Source organism: Microbacterium sp. Leaf161 (assembly GCF_001423645.1).
Classification (GTDB): Bacteria; Actinomycetota; Actinomycetes; order Actinomycetales; family Microbacteriaceae; genus Microbacterium; species Microbacterium forte.
In genome coordinates, this window is sequence record NZ_LMOW01000001.1 from 939,118 (window position 1) to 960,825 (window position 21,708).

Consider the following 21,708-nt stretch of genomic DNA (forward strand, 5'->3'; position numbering starts at 1 on the left):
CGGGCTCGCGCCTCGGGTGGCTCAGACGCCGATAGCCTGAAGCGATGGGAGAGAACGATGAACGCGCGCGCAGAAGACTCTCCCGGACATCACCGAAGTGGGCGATCGTCGCGGTCCTGGCGTTCGCCGGTCTCTGCTCGTCGTTCATGTTCACACTGGTCGTGCCGCTGCAGGCCGAGCTTCCTCGCCTGCTGAACGCATCCCGCGAAGACACCACCTGGGTCGTCACGATCACGCTGCTCGTCGCCGCGGTCGCCACCCCGATCTCCGGCCGACTGGGCGACATGTACGGCAAGCGCCGCGTCGTGATCGTGCTGCTCGGGCTGCTGATCCTCGGCTCGCTGATCGCCGCGCTCTCGGGCTCGATCATCGGAGTGATCATCGGTCGCGCGCTGCAGGGCGCGGTGACCGGCGTGGTCCCGCTGGGCATCGCCATCATGCGCGACGTGCTGCCGCCCGAACGCCTGGGCACCGCCGTCGCCCTGATGAGCGCCACGATGGGCGTGGGCGGTGCGATCGGGATGCCGGTGGCCGCCCTGCTCGCGGTGAACGCCGACTGGCACTGGCTGTTCTGGCTCGCGGCCGCTCTCGGCGTCATCGGCCTCGCCCTCGTGCTGCTCGTGATCCCCGAGGATGTGCTGCGGTTCCCGGGGCGCCTCGACGTGATCGGCGCGATCGGACTCGCGATCGGCCTCACCGGCATCCTGCTGTTCGTGTCGCGCGGCGCGGAGTGGGGCTGGACGGCACCGCTGACCCTCACATGCATCATCGGAGGCGTGGGGGTGCTGCTGGTGTGGGGGTGGTATCAGCTGCGCACGAAGGATCCGCTGCTCGATCTGCGCGTCGCGGCCCGCCCCGCCGTGCTGTTCACCAACATCGCCGCGATCGGCATGGGCTTCGCCCTGTTCGCGTCGAACGTGACCTTCCCGCAGCTGCTCGAGGGGCCGGTCGCCTCCGGTGCAGGCTTCGGACTCGACATGGTCTCCGCCGCACTCGTGATCATGCCGGCGGGTCTCGTGATGATGGTGATCTCTCCGCTGTCGGGCTGGCTCGAGCGCACCGTCGGGCCTCGCCCGCTGTTCACCGTCGGCGCCGCGGCGATCGTGCTCGCCTACGTGTTCGTGCTGCTGTGGTCGAGCGAGGTCTGGCACATCCTCGTCGGAAACCTGCTGATCGGCGTCGGCATCGGATTCACGTTCGCCGCCATGCCGATGATCATCATGCGATCGGTGCCCGCGAACGAGACGGGTGCCTCGAACGGACTGAACGCGCTCTTCCGCTCGATCGGCACGTCGAGTGCGTCCGCCGTGATGGGCGGGGTGCTCGCCGCCATGAGCATCGACGTCGGCGGAGTCTCGGTGCCTACGCGGGCGGCGTTCGATCTGTGCTTCTGGCTGGCGATCGGGGCCGGGATCGTCGCTCTGGTGCTCTCGATGTTCATCCCCCGGCAGCGTGCAGCAGAGCAGCATCCGTCGCTGCCCGGCTAGCCGTCAGCCCGGATCGCGATCAGAGCACGCGCGGATCGGGATCGCCCGTCGTCGGCGCTCGCAACCGCGCAGGGATCGGCCACTCGAGCACGTACTGCTGCACGGGCGGACGCGCCATGTCGCCGAAGTCGTCGATCTTCACGACGATGCGTCCGGGAACGCCTTCGTCGTCGGGAGTGACCTCGAGGATGCGCACGCGAAGAGGCCTGTCGGCTTCACCCTCGAGCATCCACGGATCGGCGAGCCAGCCGATCCCCCGCTCCTCGAGCGCGGTCTCGGCGTCGAGCCACTCGGTGGGACCGGAGACCGGGCGACCCAGCACGTCGACGGCCACCCACTCGTCGCCGTCGGGGTGGATCCATCCGAGCAGCTCGCCGTCGTCACGGCGGTGCGGAGTCCAATCGGGGCGAGGCATGCCTCCAGGCTAGCGACGCCGGGGCGAGGGCGTCCGTGAGCTCAGTGCGTGTACTCCATGAGCTCGACCCCGAGCACGCGGAAGGCATCGTGTGCACGAAGCCGGTGCGTGATCGACAGGTCGTCGAAGCAGACGATCAGGGAATAGGCGACGCCGGCGCGTGGCCCGGCGAGGACTCCCGCCTCTGCCCGCACGCCGCGATCGCGCCCGGTCTTGTTGATGAACAGCAGACCGTGGGCGTCGTGGTCGTGAGCGAAGGGATCGAGGCCCGTCGACGAGGCCACCAGGCTCAGGTCCTGGTTCAGACTGAGCCACTCGGACACCTGAGCGCTCACCGAGGCGCCCACCACCTGCGAGTTCACGAGTGCCGAGAAGAGTCCGGCGAATTCGCGCGCGGAACCCACGGCGACCTGGGGCGCGTCGTCGGGACCGCGCTCGTCGCGGAATCGATCGAGAAGGGCTGTGCGGCGGAGTCCGAGGGCCTCGATGCGCTCACGCACGCGATCGTGACCGACCCGCTGCAACAGGGCGTTGACTGCGATCGGGTCGCCGGCTGTCGCTGCGAGCACGGCGAGATCTTCGAGCGGCAGCGCGGGCGCATGCAGGTGTCGCCAGAGACCCGAGGTCGACACCGACTCGACGGCGGAGCGCTCGACGATCTCGAGCGGGTCGAGGGTGCCTGCATCGAACGCTGCCGCCACCTCGATCAGCAGCGGTACGACCCCGAGCCCCGCGACAGGCATGGTCACATGGTCATCGCCGGAGAGGACATGCGTGTGGTTGTCGAGATCGACGACGTGAACCGACACCTGCGCGCCCGCGTCCGCGAGCTGTTCGAGCGCCCGGAGGGTCGAAGTGAACGACCGACGCCCCGAGGCCGCACGACGCGGCAAGCGTCGGCTGGGCCGCTGAGAGCGGCGCAGCGAGGCCAGTGGCGGGCCGTCGGCAGGCTCGGAAGCACCCACGCGTGATCCTTAATAGGGGGGTTGGATTGGCGGGATGCTGCGGTGTCCATCCTCCGCAGCACCGATATCGTAACCCCGTCAGGTGAGGATGCCCTACATACTCCGGTATACGGTCATCAGATCGTCATCCGGGAGACAGCAGGGCACCCGTCGAGACCTGATCGGCTACGCGGAACGACTCACCAGATCGTCACTCGCGAGCCCTGCGGCAGCCACAGCGCGTCGGATTCGGCGACGTCGAACGCCTCGTAGAAGGCGTCGATGTTGCGGACGATCTGGTTGCACCGGAACTCGTTCGGGGAGTGCGGGTCGATCGTGAGCAGGCGAAGCGTCTCGGCGTCGCGGCTCTTCTGCTGCCAGACCTGCGCCCACGACAGCAGCAGGCGCTGCACGCCCGTGTAGCCGTCGATGACCGGGGCCTCCTCTCCGCCGAGCGCGATCTCGTAGGCCTTGAGCGCGATGCCGAGGCCGCCCAGGTCGCCGATGTTCTCGCCGATCGTCAGGGCGCCGTTGACGTGATGCTCGGCGTCGAGGCCTTCGGGCACGAGCTCGTCGTACTGCGCGATCAGTGCCTTGGTGCGCTGCTCGAACGCCGTGCGATCCGCATCCGTCCACCAGTCCTCGAGCTTGCCGTCTCCGTCGTAGCGGCTGCCCTGGTCGTCGAATCCGTGACCGATCTCATGGCCGATGACCGCGCCGATCCCCCCGTAGTTGGCAGCCGCATCACGCGACGCATCGAAGAACGGATACTGCAGGATCGCCGCCGGGAACACGATCTCGTTCATCGACGGGTTGTAGTACGCGTTGACCATCTGCGGCGGCATGTGCCACTCGTCCCGGTCGATCGGCTTTCCCACCTTCGCGACGTTGCGGTCGTGCTCGAAGATCGCCGCTCGCCGCACGTTGCCGAACAGGTCGGCGCGGTCGATCTCGAGGCTCGAATAGTCGCGCCAGACGGCGGGGTGGCCGATCTTCGGCGTGAACGAGTCGAGCTTGGCGAGAGCTCGCTCGCGGGTCTCGGCGGTCATCCACTCGAGGTCGGTGATGCTCTGCCGATAGGCCTCGATGAGGTTCGCGACGAGCTCGTCCATCGCCGCCTTCGCCGTCGGCGGGTAGTGCCGCTCGACGTACACCTTGCCGATCGCCTCGCTCAGCGCGCCCTCGGTCACCGAGACGCCGCGCTTCCACCGCTCGCGGATCGAGGGGACGCCGGTCAGCTCGGTGCCGTAGAACGAGAAGTTCTCCTGCACGAAGTCGTCGGTCAGATACGGAGCCGCGGCGTGAACGACCTGCGCGCGCAGCCAGGCCTTCCAGTCGTCGAGGCGCTCGGGGGTGAGCAGCGATCCGAGCCCTTCGAGGAAGCTCGGCTGCGAGACGACCACCTCGGCGAAGGCCTCGGGGTGGGCCGGCGCGACGGAGTCGCGCCAGGGCTCGAGGTCGACACCGGCGAGCTCCTGGATCTCGGCCCATGTCTTGAGGTTGTAGGTGGCGACGGCGTCGCGACTGCGCACGTTGTCCCAGTGGTGGCCCGCGAGCTCGGTCTCGAGGGCGATCGAGCGGTCTGCGGCGCCCGCGGCATCGGCGACACCGGCGAGCGCCAGCAGACGCTCGAGGTGGGCGCGGTAGGCCGCTCGCGTCTCGGCGAAGGTATCGAGTCTGAAGTAGCTCTCGTCCGGCAGCGACAGGCCGGACTGCACGATCACCGGAAGGTAGCGCTCGGGGTTTCCGGGGTCGCCGTCGACGTAGAACCCGATCAGGTGCGCGCGACCGTCGCGGTCGTAGGCGCCGACGGTGCGCAGGAACGCGGGGATGTCATCGATCGCCTCGATCTCGGCGAGGGTCTCGGCGAGCGGCGTGACACCGGCCTCGGCGATGCGCTCGGTGTCCATGAAGCTCGCGAACAGATCGCCGATCTTGCGGGCGAGGGTGCCCGGTTCGGCATCCTGCGACTCCTCGATGATCGCCCTGACGTCCTTCTCGGCCTGCTCGGCGAGCAGATGGAACGAGCCCCAGCGCGCCTTGTCGCCGGGGATCTCGGTGCGGGCGAGCCATGCGCCGTTGACATGGCGGTACAGGTCGTCCTGCGGGCGGATGTCGGAGCTGAACTCGGAGGTCTCAAGGCCAGAGGGAAGCACGTCGGTCATGCCGACCAGCCTATGCGTCGCTCCGACATTCGGGCGGGAACGGGCTGGCGGTCCTCGCCGACCTCAGCCCCGGCGACGGATGCCGAAGCGACGCGTGCGCGGCTGGATCGGCTCCGGCGTCGGCCGGGCGGCCAGGCGCGCCGCTCGACGCTCGGCCCACGCGGCCACCTCGGCGTCGATGTCGCGAGGCTCCGTCACGACGGGCGGTCCGCCCTGCAGCTGACGTCGCGCCTCGATGACGCGACGGTTGAAGTCCTCGAGCACCTCCCGCATGTCGACCTCGCGACCGAGCAGGTCGAGCTGGTCGTCGAGCTCTCGGTTCTCGGTCCGCAGCAGGATGGCGGGCGGGCCGAGGCCCGTCAGGTTCTCCTGCTCGATCTTGCGCCGGATCCACCAGTCCGGGTCGTGGTGCGTGCCGAGACCCTCGAGCGGCTTGCCTGCTCCGGGGAGATCGTCGAAGTCGCCCCTGCGGATCGCGACCTGGATCGCCGTCTCGATGAAGGCGGCCCGGTCGGTGGCTGCGGCGATGCCCGGTGCCGTGCCGGATTCGGCGTCCTCGCCGTCGTTCTCACTCTGCTGTCGCGCGCGGTACCTCGCCGCGGCCTCTCGTGGATCCGTCATGGGCGCCTCCGTCGCATCCGGGATTCCTCCAGGGTACGACTGCACGGGATCCGGCGGGCCGAGTGCGGGCGCGCTGGATGCTCTGAGGTCGACGCCAGCCCATAGGCTCGGAGGATGACCGAGCGCACTCTCAATCGTGAGATCCTGCGCCTCGCTGTCCCCGCGCTCGGCGCCCTGATGGCGGAGCCCGCGTTCCTCATCGTCGACGCCGCCCTGGTCGGGCACCTCGGCACGACGCCGCTCGCCGGGCTCGGCATCGCGGGTGCGGTGCTGCAGACGATCGTCGGACTCATGGTCTTCCTCGCCTACTCGACGACCCCGGCGGTCGCCAGGCTGTTCGGCGCCGGCAGGCCGGGCGAGGCCGTCTCGGTCGGCATCAACGGCATGTGGCTGGCGCTGGCGATCGGGGCCGTGCTCGCCGCGGCCGGGGCGGTCGCCTCGCCGTGGCTCGTGTCGCTGTTCGGCGCGAGCGAGGCCGTGGCCGCCGATGCCAACGCCTATCTGGTCGTCTCGATGTGGGGGCTCCCGGCGATGCTCATCGTGTTCGCCGCCACCGGACTGCTCCGCGGGATGCAGGACACCATGACGCCCCTGTGGATCGCCGGCATCGGCTTCGGCGCGAACGCGCTGCTCAACGTGCTGTTCATCTACGGGCTGGGCTGGGGCATCGCCGGGTCGGCGGCCGGCACGGTCGTCGCCCAGTGGGGCATGGTCGGCGCCTACGTGCTGGTGATCCGGCGCCTCGCCGCGAAGCACGATGCGTCGCTGATGGCGCAGCGAGCGGGCATGGGCAGCACTGCGCGTTCGGGCGGCTGGCTGTTCCTGCGCACGGTGAGCCTGCGGGCTGCGCTGTTGGCGACCGTCGCGGTCGCCACGGGCATCGGCACGGAGGAACTCGCCGGGTGGCAGATCGTGTTCACCATCTTCTCGGCGGCCGCGTTCGCACTGGATGCCCTCGCGATCGCGGCCCAGGCACTGATCGGCAAGGAGCTCGGTGCGGGCGACGAACGCCAGGTGCACCGGGTGCTCAGACGCACGGTCGCCTGGGGAGTGTGGTTCGGCGTCGTGGTCGGCGCGCTCATCGCGGCGCTCTCGGGTGTGCTCGGCATCGTGTTCACGGGTGATCCGTCGATCGCCGCGCTCGTGCAGCCTGCGCTCCTCATCCTCGCGGTCGCGCAGCCGATCGCGGGTGTCGTCTTCGTCCTCGACGGGGTGCTGATGGGAGCGAACGACGCGCGCTATCTCGCGATCGCGGGCGGCCTGAACCTCCTGCCGTTCCTCCCGGCACTGTGGGTCATCGCCGCGACCGGCGTCGACGACACCGCAGGTCTCGTCTGGCTCTCGGTCGCGTTCTTCGGGGTGTACCTGCTCGCTCGGCTGGCCACCCTCGGCTGGCGCGTGCGCTCAGGCCGCTGGGTCACTGCCGGGGTCTGAGATCAGGCGTTCTCGAGTTCGGCGATCACGATCTTCTTCATGTGCATGAGCGCCTGGATCTGCTCCGGCCTCTGCTGCAGCAGATCGAGGCCCGCGGGCACGACCTGCCAGCTGACGCCGAACCTGTCCTTGCACCAGCCGCACGCCTCCGACTCCGGCACGGCCGAGAGCGCCTGCCAGTAGTGGTCGATCTCGGCCTGGTCCTCGCATCCGATCACGAACGAGATCGACTCGTTGAACGCGAACTCAGGTCCGCCGTCGAGGCATCCGAACGGCGAGCCGTTCAGCGTGAAGTCGCCGTTGAGGACCTTGCCGGTCATCCCTTCGAAGTGTCGATCGAGCGATTCGTCGGGGTAGAGCACCACCTGGTCGATCGACGAGTTCGGGAACACCGAGACGTAGTACTCCATCGCCTCCTGCGCCTGACCGTCGAACCAGAGGAACGGGCGGATGCGACTGATCTCTGCCATGTCGACCTCCTCAGATCGGCACTCACGCTACGCCCGCGCAGCCGCCGTGTCGAGAGGGTCCGCCCACCTGTCAGCCCGCGTGCCTCCGGCACCACTCGTACATGATCACGGCGGCTGCCGCGCTGGCGTTGATCGATCGCGTCGAGCCGTACTGCGTGATCTCGATATGGGCCGACGCCGCGGCGAGCGCGGCATCCGACAGCCCTGGCCCCTCCTGACCGAACAGCAGCACGCAGCGCTGCGGCAGGTCGGCGCGGTCGACCGGCACTGCGCCGTCGACGTTGTCGACCGCGATGACCGGCAGCCCCTCTGCCGCGGCCCAGGCGGTGAACGCCTCCACGTCCTCGTGGTGCACGACGTGCTGGTAGCGGTCGGTGACCATGGCGCCCCGTCTGTTCCAGCGCCGCCGCCCGATGATGTGCACGGTATCGGCGAGGAACGCGTTGGCGCTGCGCACGATCGAGCCGATGTTCATGTCGTGCTGCCAGTTCTCGATCGCGACGTGGAACGGATGCCGTCTGGTGTCGAGGTCGGCGACGATCGCATCCATCCGCCAGTAGCGGTAGCGATCGATCACATTGCGCGTGTCGCCGACCGCCAGCAGCTCAGGGTCGTACTGCTCTCCCGCGGGCCATTCCGCCTCGCCTCCGGGCCACGGCCCCACTCCGTAGCCGGGCTGCGCCGACGATCCGCCTGTCTCTGCTGCATCCGCGGCCGCCTGCTCTTCCATTCCGCCAGGCTATCCGCCGAGCCCCGCACAACATATTTAGGTACACCGAAAAATCCGCTACGATTTCGGCATGCCTAAAAATTCCGCACTCGAGACGGCTGCGCCGACCGCTCGCGCCACAGCGCCCCGTAGCCTCTGGCTTCTCGGCCCCGCACTGGTGGCCGGCGTCGCGTATCTCGATCCGGGCAATGTCGCGAGCAATATGACCGCGGGCGCGCAGTACGGGTACCTGCTCGTGTGGGTCGTGGTCGCCGGCAACATCATGGCCTGGCTGATCCAGTACCTCTCGGCCAAACTCGGAGTCGTCACCGGTCAGAGCCTGCCCGAAGTGCTGGGAACGCGACTGAAGAACCCGTGGGCACGACGCGCGTACTGGCTGCAGGCCGAGCTCGTCGCGATGGCGACCGATCTGGCCGAGGTCATCGGCGGCGCCGTCGCTCTGTATCTGCTGTTCGACATCCCCCTGCTGCTCGGCGGGATCATCACCGGGGCGGTGTCGATGATCCTGCTGGCGGTGCAGAGCCGCCGAGGGCCCCGACCCTTCGAGTTCGTGATCATCGCGCTCATGGTGATCATCACCGTGGGTTTCATCGCGGGCCTCTTCGTCGCCCCGCCCGACGCCTCGAGCATCGTCGGCGGCCTCGTGCCCCGCTTCGAGGACACCGGATCGGTGCTGCTCGCCGCATCCATCCTCGGCGCCACGATCATGCCGCACGCGATCTACGCCCACTCGTCGCTCACCCGAGACCGCTTCGGCTCGACGACGACCGATGCGCCGACGGAGGCCGTGCGCACGGAGACCTCGCGCATCCGTCGCCTGCTCACCGCGACCCGGTGGGACGTCTCGATCGCGATGGTCATCGCGGGTACGGTGAATCTCGGCATCCTGCTGCTCGCGGCCGCGAACCTCGCCGGTGTCGAGGGCACCGACTCGCTCGAAGGCGCGCACGCCGCGCTGGCCGCCGGGCTCGGTCCTGTCGTCGCGACGTTCTTCGCGGTCGGGCTGCTGGCCTCAGGCCTCGCCTCGACATCGGTGGGCGCCTACGCGGGAGCCGAGATCATGCACGGACTGCTGCACGTGCGCATCCCGCTGCTCGCGCGTCGGCTGGTGACTCTGATCCCCGCGCTCGTGATCCTCGGCATCGGCGTCGATCCGACGCTCGCCCTCGTGCTCAGCCAGGTCGTGCTCTCGTTCGGCATCCCCTTCGCCCTGATCCCGCTCATCGCGCTCACGGCTCAGCGCCGCACGCTCGGCGTCTGGGCGAACCGCCTGTGGACGACGGCGGCCGGCATCATCGCGTCCGTCCTGCTCATCGCCCTCAACGGCGCCCTGCTCTGGCTGGTGCTCACCGGCGCCTGAACCGCAGCCCCTCGAGCAGACCGGCACCGGGACGCAAGACGCAGGGGTCAGGACGCAAGACGCAGGGCGCACAGAACCGCCCCGAGCCGGCACGGGAAGAGTCGACTCGGGGCGGCGGTCTGTCACCGAGAGCGGAGGTTCTCCGTCCATCGCGAGGTCGCGCCGTCGGCGATGCGGTAGCCGGCGTCCGGCACCGCCACGACGGTCACCTCACCGGTGACCCGCACCTTGCCGCCCGGCGATTCGACCTTCTCGCCGTTCACGTAGTAGCTGACGCCCTTCACGTTCGTCGGCACCTTGACCTCGTCGCGAGAGGTGCCCGGCTTGTCGGTGAACTTCGGCGCCTTCGGCTCCGTCGGGGCGGTCAGCACCGGCACGTCCGCCCAGTCGAGGTCACTCGCGATATAGAACGAGGTGTACGCCGGCTGGTTGTAGGTCGTCTGCTGACGCGCGGTCTCAGCCCGGTACTGCACATCGTGCATGAGGGTCGTGAGCTTGTGCGCCGTGGGCTCGGTCGTGGTGAAGAACCGCAGCGCGCTCGAGTCGGCCGTGCGCACCAGCAGCTCCTCGCGCCAGTCGCCCAGCACATCGGCGACGAGCGAGGGGTTGCCCTTCGTGCCGTTGTTGGTGAGCGTGCCCTTCGCGGTGAGCACAGTGCCTCGCGTCCAGTCGTCGATGGTCGGCGTCTGGTCGCCGCTGCCGTTGACGAGCTGCGTCGTCAGGTCGCCCGCCCAGCGGATCGACATGTTCGTGCCCGGCGTCTGCGCCTGCAGCACCTCGCCCGTCGCACTGAGCAGACCGCTGCCCTCCGTGCCGCCGGGCATGCTCGACCACACCTCGATGCCGGGCACGTCCGGCCGCACGTCGCCGATCATCGCCCGACCCGTGTCTCGGCCCGAGTAGGCGCCGAAGAGAGACTCTCCCGTGGCGGCGTCGCGCATCACCGACCCGTACGGCGCGCTGGTCGCACCCTCATGTGCCGTCCAGATCTCCACACCCGGGCGGCTCGGATCGATGTCGGTCACGTGCATCGCGTCGCCGTGTCCCAGGCGCACCGATGCTCCTGGATCCGCACTGCCCTCGGGGAGCACGTCGAACGAGCTGTACAGCAGGCTGCCGTCGTCGTCGATCGTCGCGGAACCGTAGACGAGCTCCTGCCTGCCGTCGCCATCCACGTCGGCGAAGCTCAGCGAGTGATCGCCCTGCGTCGTGATGGTGCCGAACTCGGGGTCGCTGCCGTCGCGGCCGTGCGGCGAGTCGTTGAACGGGTTCGTCAGGGGCACGTGGCCGCTGTCGACATCCCAGCGGGCCTTCAGCCGCTTGCCGTCCCAGTCGAAGGCCGCGACGGTCGTACGTGTGTAGTAGCCGCGGGCGAAGACGGCGGACGGATGCTGACCGTCGAGGTAACCGACTCCCGCGAGGAAGCGGTCGACGCGGTTGCCCGGCTCGATGCGCGACATCGCGTAGTCGCCCCACAGCAGGCCGTCGTCGCCGCGCTCGGTCGGATACGGGATGGTCTGCAGCTCCTTGCCTGTCGCGCTGTCGAAGACGGTGAGGTACTCGGGTCCGTCGACGATGAAGCCCTCGAACTCTCGCAGCAGGTTGCGAGCGCTGCGACCGGGCGCGTACACGTCGATGAAGGTCCTGGCGAGCTCCTGCGCCGACTCGGGAGAGAGCGGATACTCGTGCGCGACGGGCATGCCCCACGCCTCTTCGAGAGTGGCCGGCCACTGACCCGACACGACCTCCTCCCGCTCACTCCAGCCGAGGAACATCTCGACGAGGTGCTGCTCGTAGTCCGCGGCGCTGAGTCGGTAGTCGTCGTCGTTCGAGTAGCCCGCCTTGCGGTCGTCCTTCGGCAGCGTGATGTACGACTCGCTCGCGACGCTGCCGTCGGCGGTGTACTGCACGGACTTCGTGCCAGGGGCCGTCTTCAGCATCGTCTCGGAGCGTCCGTCGCCGTCGAAGTCGTAGACGAGGAACTGCGTGTAGTGCGCACCGGCGCGGATGTTCACGCCGAGATCGAGGCGATTGAGCAGCGTGCCGTCGAGCTCGTAGGTGTCGAGGTAGACGGGGCCCGTGTAGCCGCGCTGCGAGACGTCCTTCGAGTTCGAGGGGTCCCACTTCACGACGTACTCGTACCGCCCGTCGCCGTCGACATCGCCGACCGACACGTCGTTGGCCGAGTAGGTGTATGCCTCGCCCTTCGGCGTCACGCCGTCTGCGGGCTTCTGCAGCGGAAGGTCGTAGTGCCCCTCCGCCCACGCAGAGACGGATGCCGAGGCGGATGCTGTCAGCTCGACGCCGTTCACCACCGGCACCACGGAGTACTGCGATGCGGCCGCGCCGTCGGCATCCGCGTAGTTCGTGCTGTCGGTGATCGTGGCGATCTTCGCTCCGTCGCGGTAGACGGCGAAGTCGGGACCCGCGAGCCCCGTGGCGGTCGCACCGCTCGCCTCGGTGGCGAGCAGTCTCCAGCTGAGGAAGACCCCGTCGGCGGTCGAGACGGCGACAAGACCGCGGTCGAGCGTCTCGAGCTGTGGCGTCTTCGGACCGGAGTCATGGCGACCGGCCGTCGGCGCTGTGGGCGACGCCGCCGTCGCACTCTGCGCGCCTCCCACGAGGAGGCAGCCGACTGCGGCCACCGCCACGACGGCGCGGAACGATTGGTGTCGGATATTCATCGTCGAAATCCTTCTCTGGGCATGGCGCCCGCTCGGATAGCGTTTTCCCGTGCCCGGTCGAAGCTACCCGCAGAGCTCGTCCCCCGTCAAGGAATCCGGGCCGATTGACACGATTCACAGCGTGCGCGGCGGAGTGCTCCGACGGTTAGGCTCGAGGGATGTCTGCCGAAACCGCGCGCCGCAACGTCCGCATCCTCACCTGGATCGGCATTGCGACCGGCGTGATCGGCGGGCTGCTCGTCGCCTTCCCCACCGTGCTGCCCTTCGGCGGTCCCTGGGTGCAGCTCGCCCTGGGCATCGCGACCCTCGTGCTGGCCTTCCGCGCGCGCAAGATCGGCATCGCCGAGATCGAGGGCTTCGACGGTCGCCTCTCGCTGTTCGCCGCGCTGCTCGGGTTCCTCATCGTGTTCTTCGCGGGGCAGGTCGCCTTCGGCATCCTCGTCGACGTCGCGAACCCCTGATCTAGGCTGGACCCGTGGCATCTCCGGCAGCAGACGACTATCTGAAGACCGTCTACGCGCACACCGAATGGCAGGACGCGCCGATCACCCCCTCGGTGCTCGCGGCGAAGCTGGGCATCGCCCCGTCGTCGGTGACCGAGATGGTCAAGAAGCTCGCCGCCGCCGGGCTCGTCTCGCACGTTCCCTACGGCGCGGTGCGGCTGACGGAGGCCGGCACACAGCGAGCTCTGGCCATGGTGCGTCGACACCGCCTGATCGAGACCTGGCTGGTGCAGGAGTTCGGCTACGGATGGGACGAGGTGCACGACGAAGCCGAGGTGCTCGAGCACACGATCAGCGACCGTCTGCTCGAGGGCATCGACGCACGCCTCGGACGCCCGCGGTTCGACCCGCACGGCGACGCGATCCCCGACGCCGCAGGTGTCGTCGAACGCGAGCCCTTCGTGCTTCTCGCCGATGCGCCGTCGGGGCACGTCGGACGCGTGCTGCGCGTCGATGACCGAGACCCGGAACTGCTGCGTGCTCTCGAGGGGGCGGGCGTCACCGTCGCCGCGAACATCACGACGACCCCCACGGGCATCGAGCTCGAGGGCACCGCGACCGAGCTCCCCGACGGCGCCGCACAGGTCGTCTGGCTCAGCGCCTGAGAACCTCGTCAGAACCTGACACCTGCCCGTAACCGCCGCCGCATAGGCTGTGCACATGGCACACCGCGACAACATCGAATGCTGGCTGACCGACATGGACGGCGTGCTCGTTCATGAGAACGATGCCATCCCCGGAGCGTCCGAGCTGCTCGCAGGGTGGGAGCAGAACGAGATCCCCTACCTCGTGCTGACGAACAACTCGATCTTCACGGCGCGTGACCTGTCGGCCCGCCTTCGCGCCAGCGGTCTCGTCGTGCCCGAGGAGCGGATCTGGACCTCGGCACTGGCGACGGCCGACTTCCTCGCGCAGCAGCTGCCCGGCGGCTCGGCCTTCGTGATCGGCGAGGCGGGCATCCTCACAGCCCTGCACGAGGCCGGCTTCATCATGACCGAGACGAACCCCGACTTCGTGGTCGTCGGCGAGACCCGCAACTACTCGTTCGAGGCGATCACCAAGGCGATCCGGCTCATCATCAAGGGCGCGCGCTTCATCGTCACGAACCCGGATGCCACCGGGCCGTCAGCCGACGGCGTGATGCCGGCGACGGGCGCGATCGCGGCCCTGATCACCAAGGCCACGGGCAAGGAGCCGTACGTCGTCGGCAAGCCGAACCCGATGATGTTCCGCTCGGCCCTCAACAAGATCGGCGCGCACTCGAAGAAGACCGGCATGATCGGCGACCGCATGGACACCGACATCATCGCCGGCATCGAGGCAGGACTGCACACCGTGCTCGTCATGACGGGCATCAGCGACGAGGCCGAGGTCGAGAAGTACCCGTTCCGCCCCGACGAGATCGTCGACTCGGTCGCCGATCTGCTGCCGACGGTCACCGAGTCGATTCCGACGCTCGACGAGGACTGAGATGGGCGCGCTCGACGAAGGAGAACGGGTCGTCGCAGCGGATGCGGCCGCCTGGCGCGCCTGGCTCGAAGAGCATCACGAGCGCACCTCGGGCGTCTGGCTGTTGAGCGTGCGCGGTCAGAACGCGGGCAGGGTGGGATACGACGACGCCGTGCGTCAGGCTCTGTGCTTCGGATGGATCGACGGCCCCGTGCGCACGTTCGACGACGAGACCGTGGGTCAGTGGTTCTCGCCCCGCCGACGCGGCAGCGGGTGGGCGGCGACCAACAAGGCGCGGCTGATCGACCTCGAGGCCGCCGGGCTGCTCGCGCCCGCCGGCATCCGCGTGCTCGAGACCGCCAAGGCCGACGGGTCGTGGACTCTGCTCGACGGACCGGAGGCGGGCATCGAGCCGCCGGAGCTGACCGAGGCGCTGGATGCCGTGCCCGCTGCACGAGCCAACTGGGATGCCTTTCCGAAGTCGGTCAAGAAGTTCGGCCTGACGCACATCGCGATGGCCAAGCGTGCAGAGACGCGATCCGCCCGGATCGCGAAGATCGTGGCGGATGCCGCCGAAGGGAAGCGCCCATGAACCAGTCCGACCTGCTGTTCCTGGTGATCTTCGTGATCCTGCTCAGCTCGCTCACCGTGTTCATCGTGCAGTTCGTCCGTTCCCGTCGCCGCGGCGGAGGCGACGTCGACCGCCGCGCCGGCTGGTGGGAAGGCCCCTGGGACGACGACGACCGCAAGCGCTGACCGGCGGCGCTTCGCACCCGACGTGGATCAGCGCAGAGTCAGGCTGCGCACGCGCTCGACGGGCTCGGGCATGCGCAGCGGCCCCGCACCCGGCGTGATCGTGCCGAGGATGCGCGGCTCGCGAGCTCCCGTGCCGCCGGGCGTCACCGCGGCGACTCCGTGCATGGTGCACCAACCGATCAGTGCGAACAGGATCGCCTCCTTGCTGTCGACCGGGGCACCGAGCTCATCGGCGAGCACGACCTCGACGCCGGGGAGAGCATCGCGCAGACCCTGCATGATCAGGGGGTTGTGGCATCCGCCTCCCGAGACGGCCAGGAATCCGATGCCGGCAGCCCGCACGTCCTGAACCACGGTGCGCACGGTGAGTTCCGTGAGGGTGCGCACGAGGTCTTCCGCTGCGATGTCGTGCTGCGCCCGGTCGACGTGGCCGCGCACATAGTCGAGGTGGAAGTGCTCCTTGCCCGTGCTCTTCGGGGCAGGGAGTGCGTAGTAGGGGTCGTCGAGGAGCGTGGCCAGCAGCGCCTCGTCGACGGCGCCGGTGCGGGCGATCGCGGCGTCCGCGTCGTAGCCGCGCTCGTTCAGTCCCTCCGCGACGACGACGGCGTCGACCAGCGCGTTCGCCGGACCGATGTCATACGCCGAGAGCCCGTCGGCGCCCACCACGGTCATGTTCGCGATGCCGCCGAGATTGACGGCCGCCGAGACGCCCGCTCGGCCACGCAGCAGCAGCTCGTCGAGGAACGACACCAGCGGAGCACCGTGTCCGCCGGCGGTGATGTCGCGGATGCGCACATCCGACACGACCGGCGCGCCGACCCGCTCGGCGATCCATGCGGGCTGGCCGATCTGCAGCGTGCCGAGCGCGTGGCCGTCGGCGACCCAGTGGAAGACGGTCTGGCCGTGCGTGCACACGGCATCCACTCCCCCGACCGCGTCGGATGCCGCCGCGGCGACCTCGGCGAAGGCCTGCCCGATCAGAGTGTCGAGTTCGCAGACCTCAGCGAGGGTCGTGGGCGCCGGGGGCAGCGCGGCGACGAGTCGAGCCCGGAGCTCTGGCGCGTACGGGATGCTGTCCTCGTGCAGCACGGTGCCGTGCAGCGCGCCATCGCTCTCCTCGAAATCCACGACCGTGACGTCGATGCCGTCATGTGAGGTGCCCGAGAGCAGTCCGAGTACGCGCATGCGTGTTCCTTCCGTCGCCTCCTCCGAGCGTAAGGCCGATTTGTTAGGGAGGCGAACGGAAAGCTGATGCCGTTCTGCACGATCACTGTCTGGGCCGCGTTCTCCCCACTGCCCGACGGACGACCCGCACCGCTGGCGGCCCCCGGTCGTCGCCTGCGTAGCATTCTGCGAGACCCCACCGTCCACCCCCAGAATGGGAGCATGTTCGTGTCCGCAGAGATCATCACGATCGTCCTCAGCGCAGTCGGCCTCTTGCTGACTCTGGGCGGCACCATGTTCGCGGGCTTCGCCTGGTGCATTCGCAGATCCGATGCCCTCCGCACCGATCTCACGAACGTCGAGAAGTCACTCGGGGCGCGGATCGACGGAGTGGAACGGAAGCTCACCGCACGCATCGACGGAGTCGAAAGCTCGCTCGGCGCACGCATCGACACGGTCGCCGCCGACACGACCGAGCTCAAGATCGCGATGGCCAGACTCGAAGGGCCGCAGCGTCATCTGATCGTCGCGACGCACTGACCTGCTGTCAGGGGTCGGACGTCAGCGCAGGACGAGCGCCGCGGCGCCGATGAGCGGCCCCTCGTCACCGAGTCCCGAGCGCACGACTCGGGTGCGACGCGAGTAGTCGTGCGCCGCGCTCGCGGTGAGGGCCTGCTGCACGAGGTCGATGTAGTCGGCGGAGACCCGAGAGAAACCGCCGCCGATCGCGACGGTGTCGAGGTCGACCAGGGTCGCGGCATCCGCCAGTGCCTCGCCGACCGCCTTCGCCGATCGCTCGATGGCAGCGCGGGCGATGGCGTCGCCCGCCGCGGCATCCCGCGCCAGGTCTTCACCGGTGGCTCCGGTCCAGCCCTGCTGCTGTGCCCACGCGGCACTTGCGGGCCCCGAGGCGATCTCCTCGAGCGTGAGTCCGCCTTCACGGCGCACCTGCCCCAGGTGTCCGGCGTTGCCGGTAGCGCCGGGGATGTACGCGCCGTTCACGACGAATCCGCCGCCCACGCCCGTCGAGACGACGATCGACAGCGAAGAACGGGCATCCTTCGTCGCACCGAGCCAGGACTCGGCGAGCGCGAGCGCACCACCGTCGTGACCGAAAACCGTGGGCAGCGCACGGCCGAGGAGCCCCGATGCGGTCGTGCGCACCGCATCCGCGAGACCGTACCCTCGGGCTGCAGGCATGTTCACGGGAAGGATCTGACCGACGTTGCGGTCGATCGGCCCGGCACTGCCGATGCCGGCGCCGACGAGCTCTGCATCTTCGGGAAGACGGGACAGCGCATGGGAGATCAGTGTCGCGATCGCGTCATCGAGCGACGCCGGAGTGGCATCCCGGCCCGTCGCCCGGCGGCTGCGGCTTCCCCGCACGAGCGCGCCGTGCTCGTCGACGAGCGCGGCCTCCATCTTGGTGCCGCCGACGTCGACGGCGAGCGCGTAGCGGGTCACTGGGGGTCGAGTCCGAGGTCGTCGAGGTCGAAGGCCGCACGCCATTCGAGACCCTCGGCTTCGATCGCGGCCTGAGCGCCGGTCTTGCGGTCGACGATCACGGCGACGGCGACGATCTCGGCGCCCTCCTTGCGCAGCGCCTCGACGGCCTTGAGCGCGGACTGACCCGTGGTCGAGGTGTCTTCGAGCACCACGACGCGCTTTCCCTTGACGTCTGCGCCCTCGATCTGGCGGCCGCGGCCGTGATCCTTCGGCTCCTTGCGCACCACGAAGGCGTCGAGCGGCTTGTCGGCGGCGACGGAGGCGTGCAGCACCGAGTTCGCGATCGGGTCGGCGCCGAGTGTCAGGCCACCGACCGCCACGATGTCGAGGTCGCCGATCAGGTCGAGCATGATGCGGCCGATCGCGGGAGCGGCGCGGTGGTCGAGGGTGAGCTTGCGCATGTCGACGTAGTACGTCGCCTTCTTGCCGCTCGAGAGCGTGAAGTCTCCGTGGAACACGGCCTCGTCCTTGATCAGGTCGAGGAGGGTCTGGCGGTCAGCGTCGAGTGCGGTCACGGCATCCAGTGTAGGAGGTGGGCCCTAGGCTTGACGCATGCGCTTGGCCACCTGGAACGTCAACTCCATCCGCACCCGCGTCACCCGCACCGTCGAGTTCGCCGTCAGAGAAGACATCGACGTGCTGGCGATGCAGGAGATCAAGTGCAAACCCGAGCAGTTCCCCTACGGGCCGTTCGAAGAAGCCGGCTACCACGTCGAGGTGCACGGCCTCAATCAGTGGAACGGCGTCGCCATCGCGAGCCGGCTGCCGATCACCGATGTGCGCACGGCGTTCGACGGCATGCCGGGCTTCGCCAAGGGGCATGAGGGGCCGGATGCTCCGCTCGAGGCTCGCGCCCTCGGTGTGCTCGTCGACGGCGTGCGCGTGTGGAGCCTGTACGTGCCGAACGGCCGCTCGCTCGACGACCCGCACTACGCCTACAAGCTGCACTGGCTCGAAGAGCTGAAGAAGTCGACCGCTGCCGAGCTCGCGGCGAACCCCGATCTGCCCCTCGCCCTGGTGGGCGACTTCAACATCATCCCGTTCGACGCCGACAACGGCGACCCCGACATCGTCGAGGGTGTCTCGACGCACGTCTCGCCGCAGGAGCGCCAGGCCTTCTTCGCGTTCGGCGACGCGGGAGTCACCGACGTCGTGCGCCCGCTGCTTCCTGAGGGCTACACGTACTGGGACTACCAGCGCCTGAAGTTCCCCCGCAACGAGGGCATCCGCATCGACTTCATCCTCGGCTCGAAGACGCTTGCGGAGGCGGTCACCGGCGCATCGATCCACCGGGAAGAGCGCAAGGGCGAGCAGCCCAGCGATCACGTTCCCGTGGTCGTCGAGTTCGACCTCGGCGGTGCCGACGAAGACGACGACGACCTGCCGATGATCTTCTCCTGACTTCCCCGTCGTTGAGCGAGCGAAGCGAGACGTAACGGATGACCCTGCGCCTGATCGCCACGGACCTCGACGGCACTCTGCTGACGTCGGCATCCGAGGTGAGCGTCCGCACGCGCGCGGCGCTCGACGCGGCGCGGGCACGCGGCATCCACGTCGTTCCGGTGACGGCCCGTCAGCCGATCGGCTTGCGCACTCTCGCGAGTGATGCAGGATTCGACGGATGGGCGCTGTGCAGCAACGGCGCCTACGCGACCCACCTCGTCGACGGGCGGATGCTGTTCGCCGAAGAGCTTCCGGCAGAGACCATCCGCACCCTGGCCGAGGCGCTGCGCGCCAGCATCCCCGGGCTGCTGTTCGCGAGCGTGCGGGAGGGCGGCGAGACGTTCGTGGCCCAGCACGGCTACGCCGAGATCGCCGACCTCGCCGACCACAAACGCGATCCTCGCACGATGGGCGGCGTCGCCCTCGACCACGTGCTCGCCGCACCGAGCCTCAAGTTGGTGATCCGGCATCCCGAGCTCGCCCCGACAGCGCTGTTCGACGCACTGTGCGCGCTCGGGCTCACCGGCTTCGAGGCGACGCTGTCAGGCGCCCCGTTCCTCGAGGTCATGGCCGAGGGCGTCACCAAGGCCACCGGACTGGCACGCCTCTGCGAGCACCTGGAGATCGAACGCCGCGACGTCATCGCCTTCGGCGATGCCCTCAACGACGTCGAGATGCTGCGCTGGGCGGGCCACGGCGTCGCGATGGCCGGCGCGGCGGACGTCGTGCAGGATGCCGCCGACGAGACCGCCGCATCGAACGACGACGACGGGGTGGCGAGGGTGATCGAGCGGGTGCTCGGGATCGGCTGACCGGCCCCTCAGTCGCGGGGCTCGTCGCAGGGGCTGTCGCTGACCTCACCCGAGTGATCGACGAATCTCCAGTCCGGACGACGTGCCGCAATGTACACGAACACGGAAGACACCCGCCTTACGACCGCACCATGTGATCACTGGTTGGCCTTCCGGATCGTCAGAGAGATCGGCCGGTCGGGCGCTACCGCCTGAGAAACAGCGCAAGAGAAAAGAAAGCGCGTGGCTCCGGCGACGGCCGGCACGCCGAGAGATAGACGCCGCAGTTCTCTCAACATTCGACTCCGCCCCTCCGCCGCGAGTACTTCTGACGGCACGATGTAGCGCTGGGGATCGGCCCCGTGTCCGCTGACGTCAGCGCGGAAGCTCCACGAGGCTTTGAGCTCAAATTGGAGTTCTCGTCCACCGGGAGCAGTTCTGACCTCTTTCATTGCGAGACCGCATAGATCGCGTAATTCTCGAAAGTCCAAGGTGCGCGTGTGACGTCATCGCTGACCGGTCCCGGTGCCAGACGCCGCCAAGTCAAGGGGGGACAGTCACCCACGTCAGTCGCGGGGCATGTCGCAGGGGCTGTCGCTGATCTCGCCCGAGTGATAGACGAACTTCCCGTCCTCTAGGCTCTTCACGTCGATGTTGTTGAAGGCCATCTCCGCTCGAACATTCGGCCCCGTCAACACCAGGAAAACGGTGATCGTTCCCGCCAAGGATGAGAGGGGGATGTCGTTGGCTTCCACGACAGGAAGACCTGCGAAGGTGGTCTGCAGGTCCACCGGCATCTGCGGCGCGAACTCCACCGTGTCCTCGTCGTCGCCCTCCGCAGTGAGCACCGGCCATTCCCGTTCTTGCCCGCTCTCCTCCCGTATACGCGCAGACACATACGTCACTCGCATGCTCTCGTCGAGACATTGCACCCAGGAAATGCGATCGCCCACGGCCGTGACGCTGATCGGTTGGACCGCAAGCGGCCGAGACGGAAGGATAGGAATGCACCCGACGAGCACTACGGACGCCACCATTGTCGTTGCAACTACGCCGAGGGCTTTGCACCGAAACGGAGTCAGCAAGACGAGTACCTCCCTTCTTGCAGACCCGCGTCGAACTCGAACCAGATGCTCTTATTTTCTCGCGGTCACGCGAACATCGACCCCGATTCCCACAAGACAATCGAGGACGTCTCGGCCAAGGACAATCCCAGCAATTCCCCATTCCGCAATCAATTCAACGTCCAGGTTCGTAGCGTCGATTCGTGTCCCTCGCTCGCCATAGTTAGCGAACCAATCCACAAGCTCAGCCTGCCTTCGATCTGCGTCGTTCCCGAGTATCTCCTGTGACGCCACAACGTTATGGCCATTGCGGAGCACCATATTGATCACATCCGTCCCACCACTATCTTGCTTGGAGTCGGATACCTCCACCCAGATCTCGTGCACCAGGTGACGCCACTCCACGAGCCAATCGTGGGAAACTACCAGAGAGTCACCTTCGTGAACGAGCCACGCGACGATCTGCATCCCCTTGGATGACGCGGCGATCTCGGCCATTTCGCGAATTGCTGGGCTCCCGTCCAACGGATGCAGACCCAACAGCTCCGCCACACTGAGCGTATGACTGCCTGGTGTAGCGGCATATTCGGCGACCAGCCTCGTCCCCTTGCGAGTGGTAACGAAACGCAAGGCCAGCGGCCCTGCAACCTCAAAACTCAAAGGAGAATCGATGGCTACGTCGCGGATTGAGAACTGAATCGTAGACTGCTGCGTTTTCATGT

Annotated in this window: 23 protein-coding genes; 11 read left to right on the forward strand and 12 right to left on the reverse strand. The window is 68.3% G+C overall.

Annotated elements, in window-relative coordinates:
* Positions 1–44 precede the first annotated feature (44 nt).
* Complete coding sequence (locus ASF87_RS04650; RefSeq protein WP_056374539.1) at positions 45–1,487, forward strand: MFS transporter; 1,443 nt, start codon at positions 45–47, stop codon at positions 1,485–1,487.
* A gap of 19 nt (positions 1,488–1,506) precedes the next feature.
* Here ASF87_RS04650 and ASF87_RS04655 read toward each other — a convergent pair whose 3' ends face one another.
* The 4 genes from ASF87_RS04655 to ASF87_RS04670 form a co-directional block, all read right to left on the reverse strand.
* Entirely contained in the window at positions 1,507–1,902 is a 396-nt protein-coding gene (locus tag ASF87_RS04655) for a hypothetical protein (protein WP_056374541.1), read from the reverse strand.
* Between the two features lie 41 nt (positions 1,903–1,943).
* The gene (locus ASF87_RS04660; protein WP_056374543.1) at positions 1,944–2,867 is read right to left on the reverse strand and encodes a serine hydrolase; all 924 of its coding nucleotides are present in this window, start codon (positions 2,865–2,867) and stop codon (positions 1,944–1,946) included.
* Positions 2,868–3,046: 179 nt separating this feature from the next.
* Entirely contained in the window at positions 3,047–5,011 is a 1,965-nt protein-coding gene (locus ASF87_RS04665) for a M13 family metallopeptidase (RefSeq protein ID WP_056374546.1), read from the reverse strand.
* A gap of 63 nt (positions 5,012–5,074) precedes the next feature.
* Positions 5,075–5,632: a J-domain-containing protein gene (locus tag ASF87_RS04670; RefSeq protein ID WP_056374548.1), complete on the reverse strand. Its 558-nt coding sequence runs from the start codon at positions 5,630–5,632 to the stop codon at positions 5,075–5,077.
* Between the two features lie 114 nt (positions 5,633–5,746).
* Between ASF87_RS04670 and ASF87_RS04675 the strand changes: the two genes are divergently transcribed.
* Positions 5,747–7,066, forward strand: coding sequence for an MATE family efflux transporter (locus ASF87_RS04675; protein WP_056374550.1), 1,320 nt, complete (start codon positions 5,747–5,749; stop codon positions 7,064–7,066).
* A 2-nt stretch (positions 7,067–7,068) separates the two neighbouring features.
* Here the strand turns inward: ASF87_RS04675 and ASF87_RS04680 are convergent, their stop codons facing one another.
* Both ASF87_RS04680 and ASF87_RS04685 read right to left on the reverse strand, forming a co-directional pair.
* The gene (locus ASF87_RS04680; RefSeq protein ID WP_153302259.1) at positions 7,069–7,536 is read right to left on the reverse strand and encodes a VOC family protein; all 468 of its coding nucleotides are present in this window, start codon (positions 7,534–7,536) and stop codon (positions 7,069–7,071) included.
* 70 nt (positions 7,537–7,606) lie between these two features.
* Positions 7,607–8,266: a TrmH family RNA methyltransferase gene (locus ASF87_RS04685; RefSeq protein WP_200933693.1), complete on the reverse strand. Its 660-nt coding sequence runs from the start codon at positions 8,264–8,266 to the stop codon at positions 7,607–7,609.
* A 70-nt stretch (positions 8,267–8,336) separates the two neighbouring features.
* Here ASF87_RS04685 and ASF87_RS04690 point away from each other — a divergent pair, with 70 nt between their 5' ends.
* On the forward strand, positions 8,337–9,626 hold the full coding sequence (locus ASF87_RS04690) for an Nramp family divalent metal transporter (RefSeq protein WP_056374553.1): 1,290 nt from the start codon (positions 8,337–8,339) through the stop codon (positions 9,624–9,626).
* A 122-nt stretch (positions 9,627–9,748) separates the two neighbouring features.
* On the opposite strand, the gene ASF87_RS04695 is transcribed toward ASF87_RS04690, so the two are convergent.
* On the reverse strand, positions 9,749–12,310 hold the full coding sequence (locus ASF87_RS04695; protein WP_056374555.1) for a rhamnogalacturonan lyase: 2,562 nt from the start codon (positions 12,308–12,310) through the stop codon (positions 9,749–9,751).
* Between the two features lie 158 nt (positions 12,311–12,468).
* Between ASF87_RS04695 and ASF87_RS04700 the strand changes: the two genes are divergently transcribed.
* From ASF87_RS04700 to ASF87_RS17805, 5 genes are read left to right on the forward strand one after another with little or no spacing between them, the layout of a single operon-like run.
* Entirely contained in the window at positions 12,469–12,771 is a 303-nt protein-coding gene (locus tag ASF87_RS04700) for a hypothetical protein (RefSeq protein WP_056374557.1), read from the forward strand.
* A 14-nt stretch (positions 12,772–12,785) separates the two neighbouring features.
* On the forward strand, positions 12,786–13,418 hold the full coding sequence (locus ASF87_RS04705) for a metal-dependent transcriptional regulator (RefSeq protein WP_056374559.1): 633 nt from the start codon (positions 12,786–12,788) through the stop codon (positions 13,416–13,418).
* A 55-nt stretch (positions 13,419–13,473) separates the two neighbouring features.
* Entirely contained in the window at positions 13,474–14,283 is an 810-nt protein-coding gene (locus ASF87_RS04710) for an HAD-IIA family hydrolase (RefSeq protein ID WP_056374561.1), read from the forward strand.
* A gap of 1 nt (position 14,284) precedes the next feature.
* Positions 14,285–14,854, forward strand: coding sequence for a YdeI/OmpD-associated family protein (locus ASF87_RS04715; RefSeq protein ID WP_056374563.1), 570 nt, complete (start codon positions 14,285–14,287; stop codon positions 14,852–14,854).
* On the forward strand, positions 14,851–15,018 hold the full coding sequence (locus ASF87_RS17805; protein ID WP_164481677.1) for a hypothetical protein: 168 nt from the start codon (positions 14,851–14,853) through the stop codon (positions 15,016–15,018). The genes ASF87_RS04715 and ASF87_RS17805 overlap by 4 nt, the downstream gene beginning before the upstream one ends.
* 27 nt (positions 15,019–15,045) lie before the next feature.
* Here ASF87_RS17805 and ASF87_RS04720 read toward each other — a convergent pair whose 3' ends face one another.
* Positions 15,046–16,203: an anhydro-N-acetylmuramic acid kinase gene (locus ASF87_RS04720; protein WP_056374565.1), complete on the reverse strand. Its 1,158-nt coding sequence runs from the start codon at positions 16,201–16,203 to the stop codon at positions 15,046–15,048.
* 201 nt (positions 16,204–16,404) lie between these two features.
* On the opposite strand from ASF87_RS04720, the gene ASF87_RS04725 reads away from it, so the two are divergent.
* On the forward strand, positions 16,405–16,722 hold the full coding sequence (locus tag ASF87_RS04725) for a hypothetical protein (protein ID WP_235558864.1): 318 nt from the start codon (positions 16,405–16,407) through the stop codon (positions 16,720–16,722).
* A gap of 21 nt (positions 16,723–16,743) precedes the next feature.
* Here the strand turns inward: ASF87_RS04725 and ASF87_RS04730 are convergent, their stop codons facing one another.
* Both ASF87_RS04730 and pyrE read right to left on the reverse strand, forming a co-directional pair.
* Positions 16,744–17,646 (reverse strand): ROK family protein, encoded by a 903-nt coding sequence (locus ASF87_RS04730; protein ID WP_056374567.1) that lies wholly within the window; start codon positions 17,644–17,646, stop codon positions 16,744–16,746.
* Positions 17,643–18,203 (reverse strand): orotate phosphoribosyltransferase, encoded by a 561-nt coding sequence (pyrE, locus tag ASF87_RS04735; protein ID WP_056374569.1) that lies wholly within the window; start codon positions 18,201–18,203, stop codon positions 17,643–17,645. Before pyrE ends, ASF87_RS04730 begins: the two co-directional genes overlap by 4 nt.
* Positions 18,204–18,240: 37 nt before the next feature.
* On the opposite strand from pyrE, the gene ASF87_RS04740 reads away from it, so the two are divergent.
* Both ASF87_RS04740 and ASF87_RS04745 read left to right on the forward strand, forming a co-directional pair.
* Entirely contained in the window at positions 18,241–19,089 is an 849-nt protein-coding gene (locus tag ASF87_RS04740; protein WP_056374571.1) for an exodeoxyribonuclease III, read from the forward strand.
* Between the two features lie 38 nt (positions 19,090–19,127).
* Positions 19,128–19,943 (forward strand): Cof-type HAD-IIB family hydrolase, encoded by an 816-nt coding sequence (locus ASF87_RS04745; RefSeq protein ID WP_056374573.1) that lies wholly within the window; start codon positions 19,128–19,130, stop codon positions 19,941–19,943.
* Positions 19,944–20,488: 545 nt separating this feature from the next.
* On the opposite strand, the gene ASF87_RS04750 is transcribed toward ASF87_RS04745, so the two are convergent.
* A complete protein-coding gene (locus tag ASF87_RS04750; protein WP_157550000.1) occupies positions 20,489–20,875 on the reverse strand; it encodes a hypothetical protein in 387 nt (128 codons plus the stop codon).
* Between the two features lie 183 nt (positions 20,876–21,058).
* Positions 21,059–21,706, reverse strand: coding sequence for a hypothetical protein (locus ASF87_RS04755; protein ID WP_056374577.1), 648 nt, complete (start codon positions 21,704–21,706; stop codon positions 21,059–21,061).
* Between the last annotated feature and the right edge of the window lie 2 nt (positions 21,707–21,708).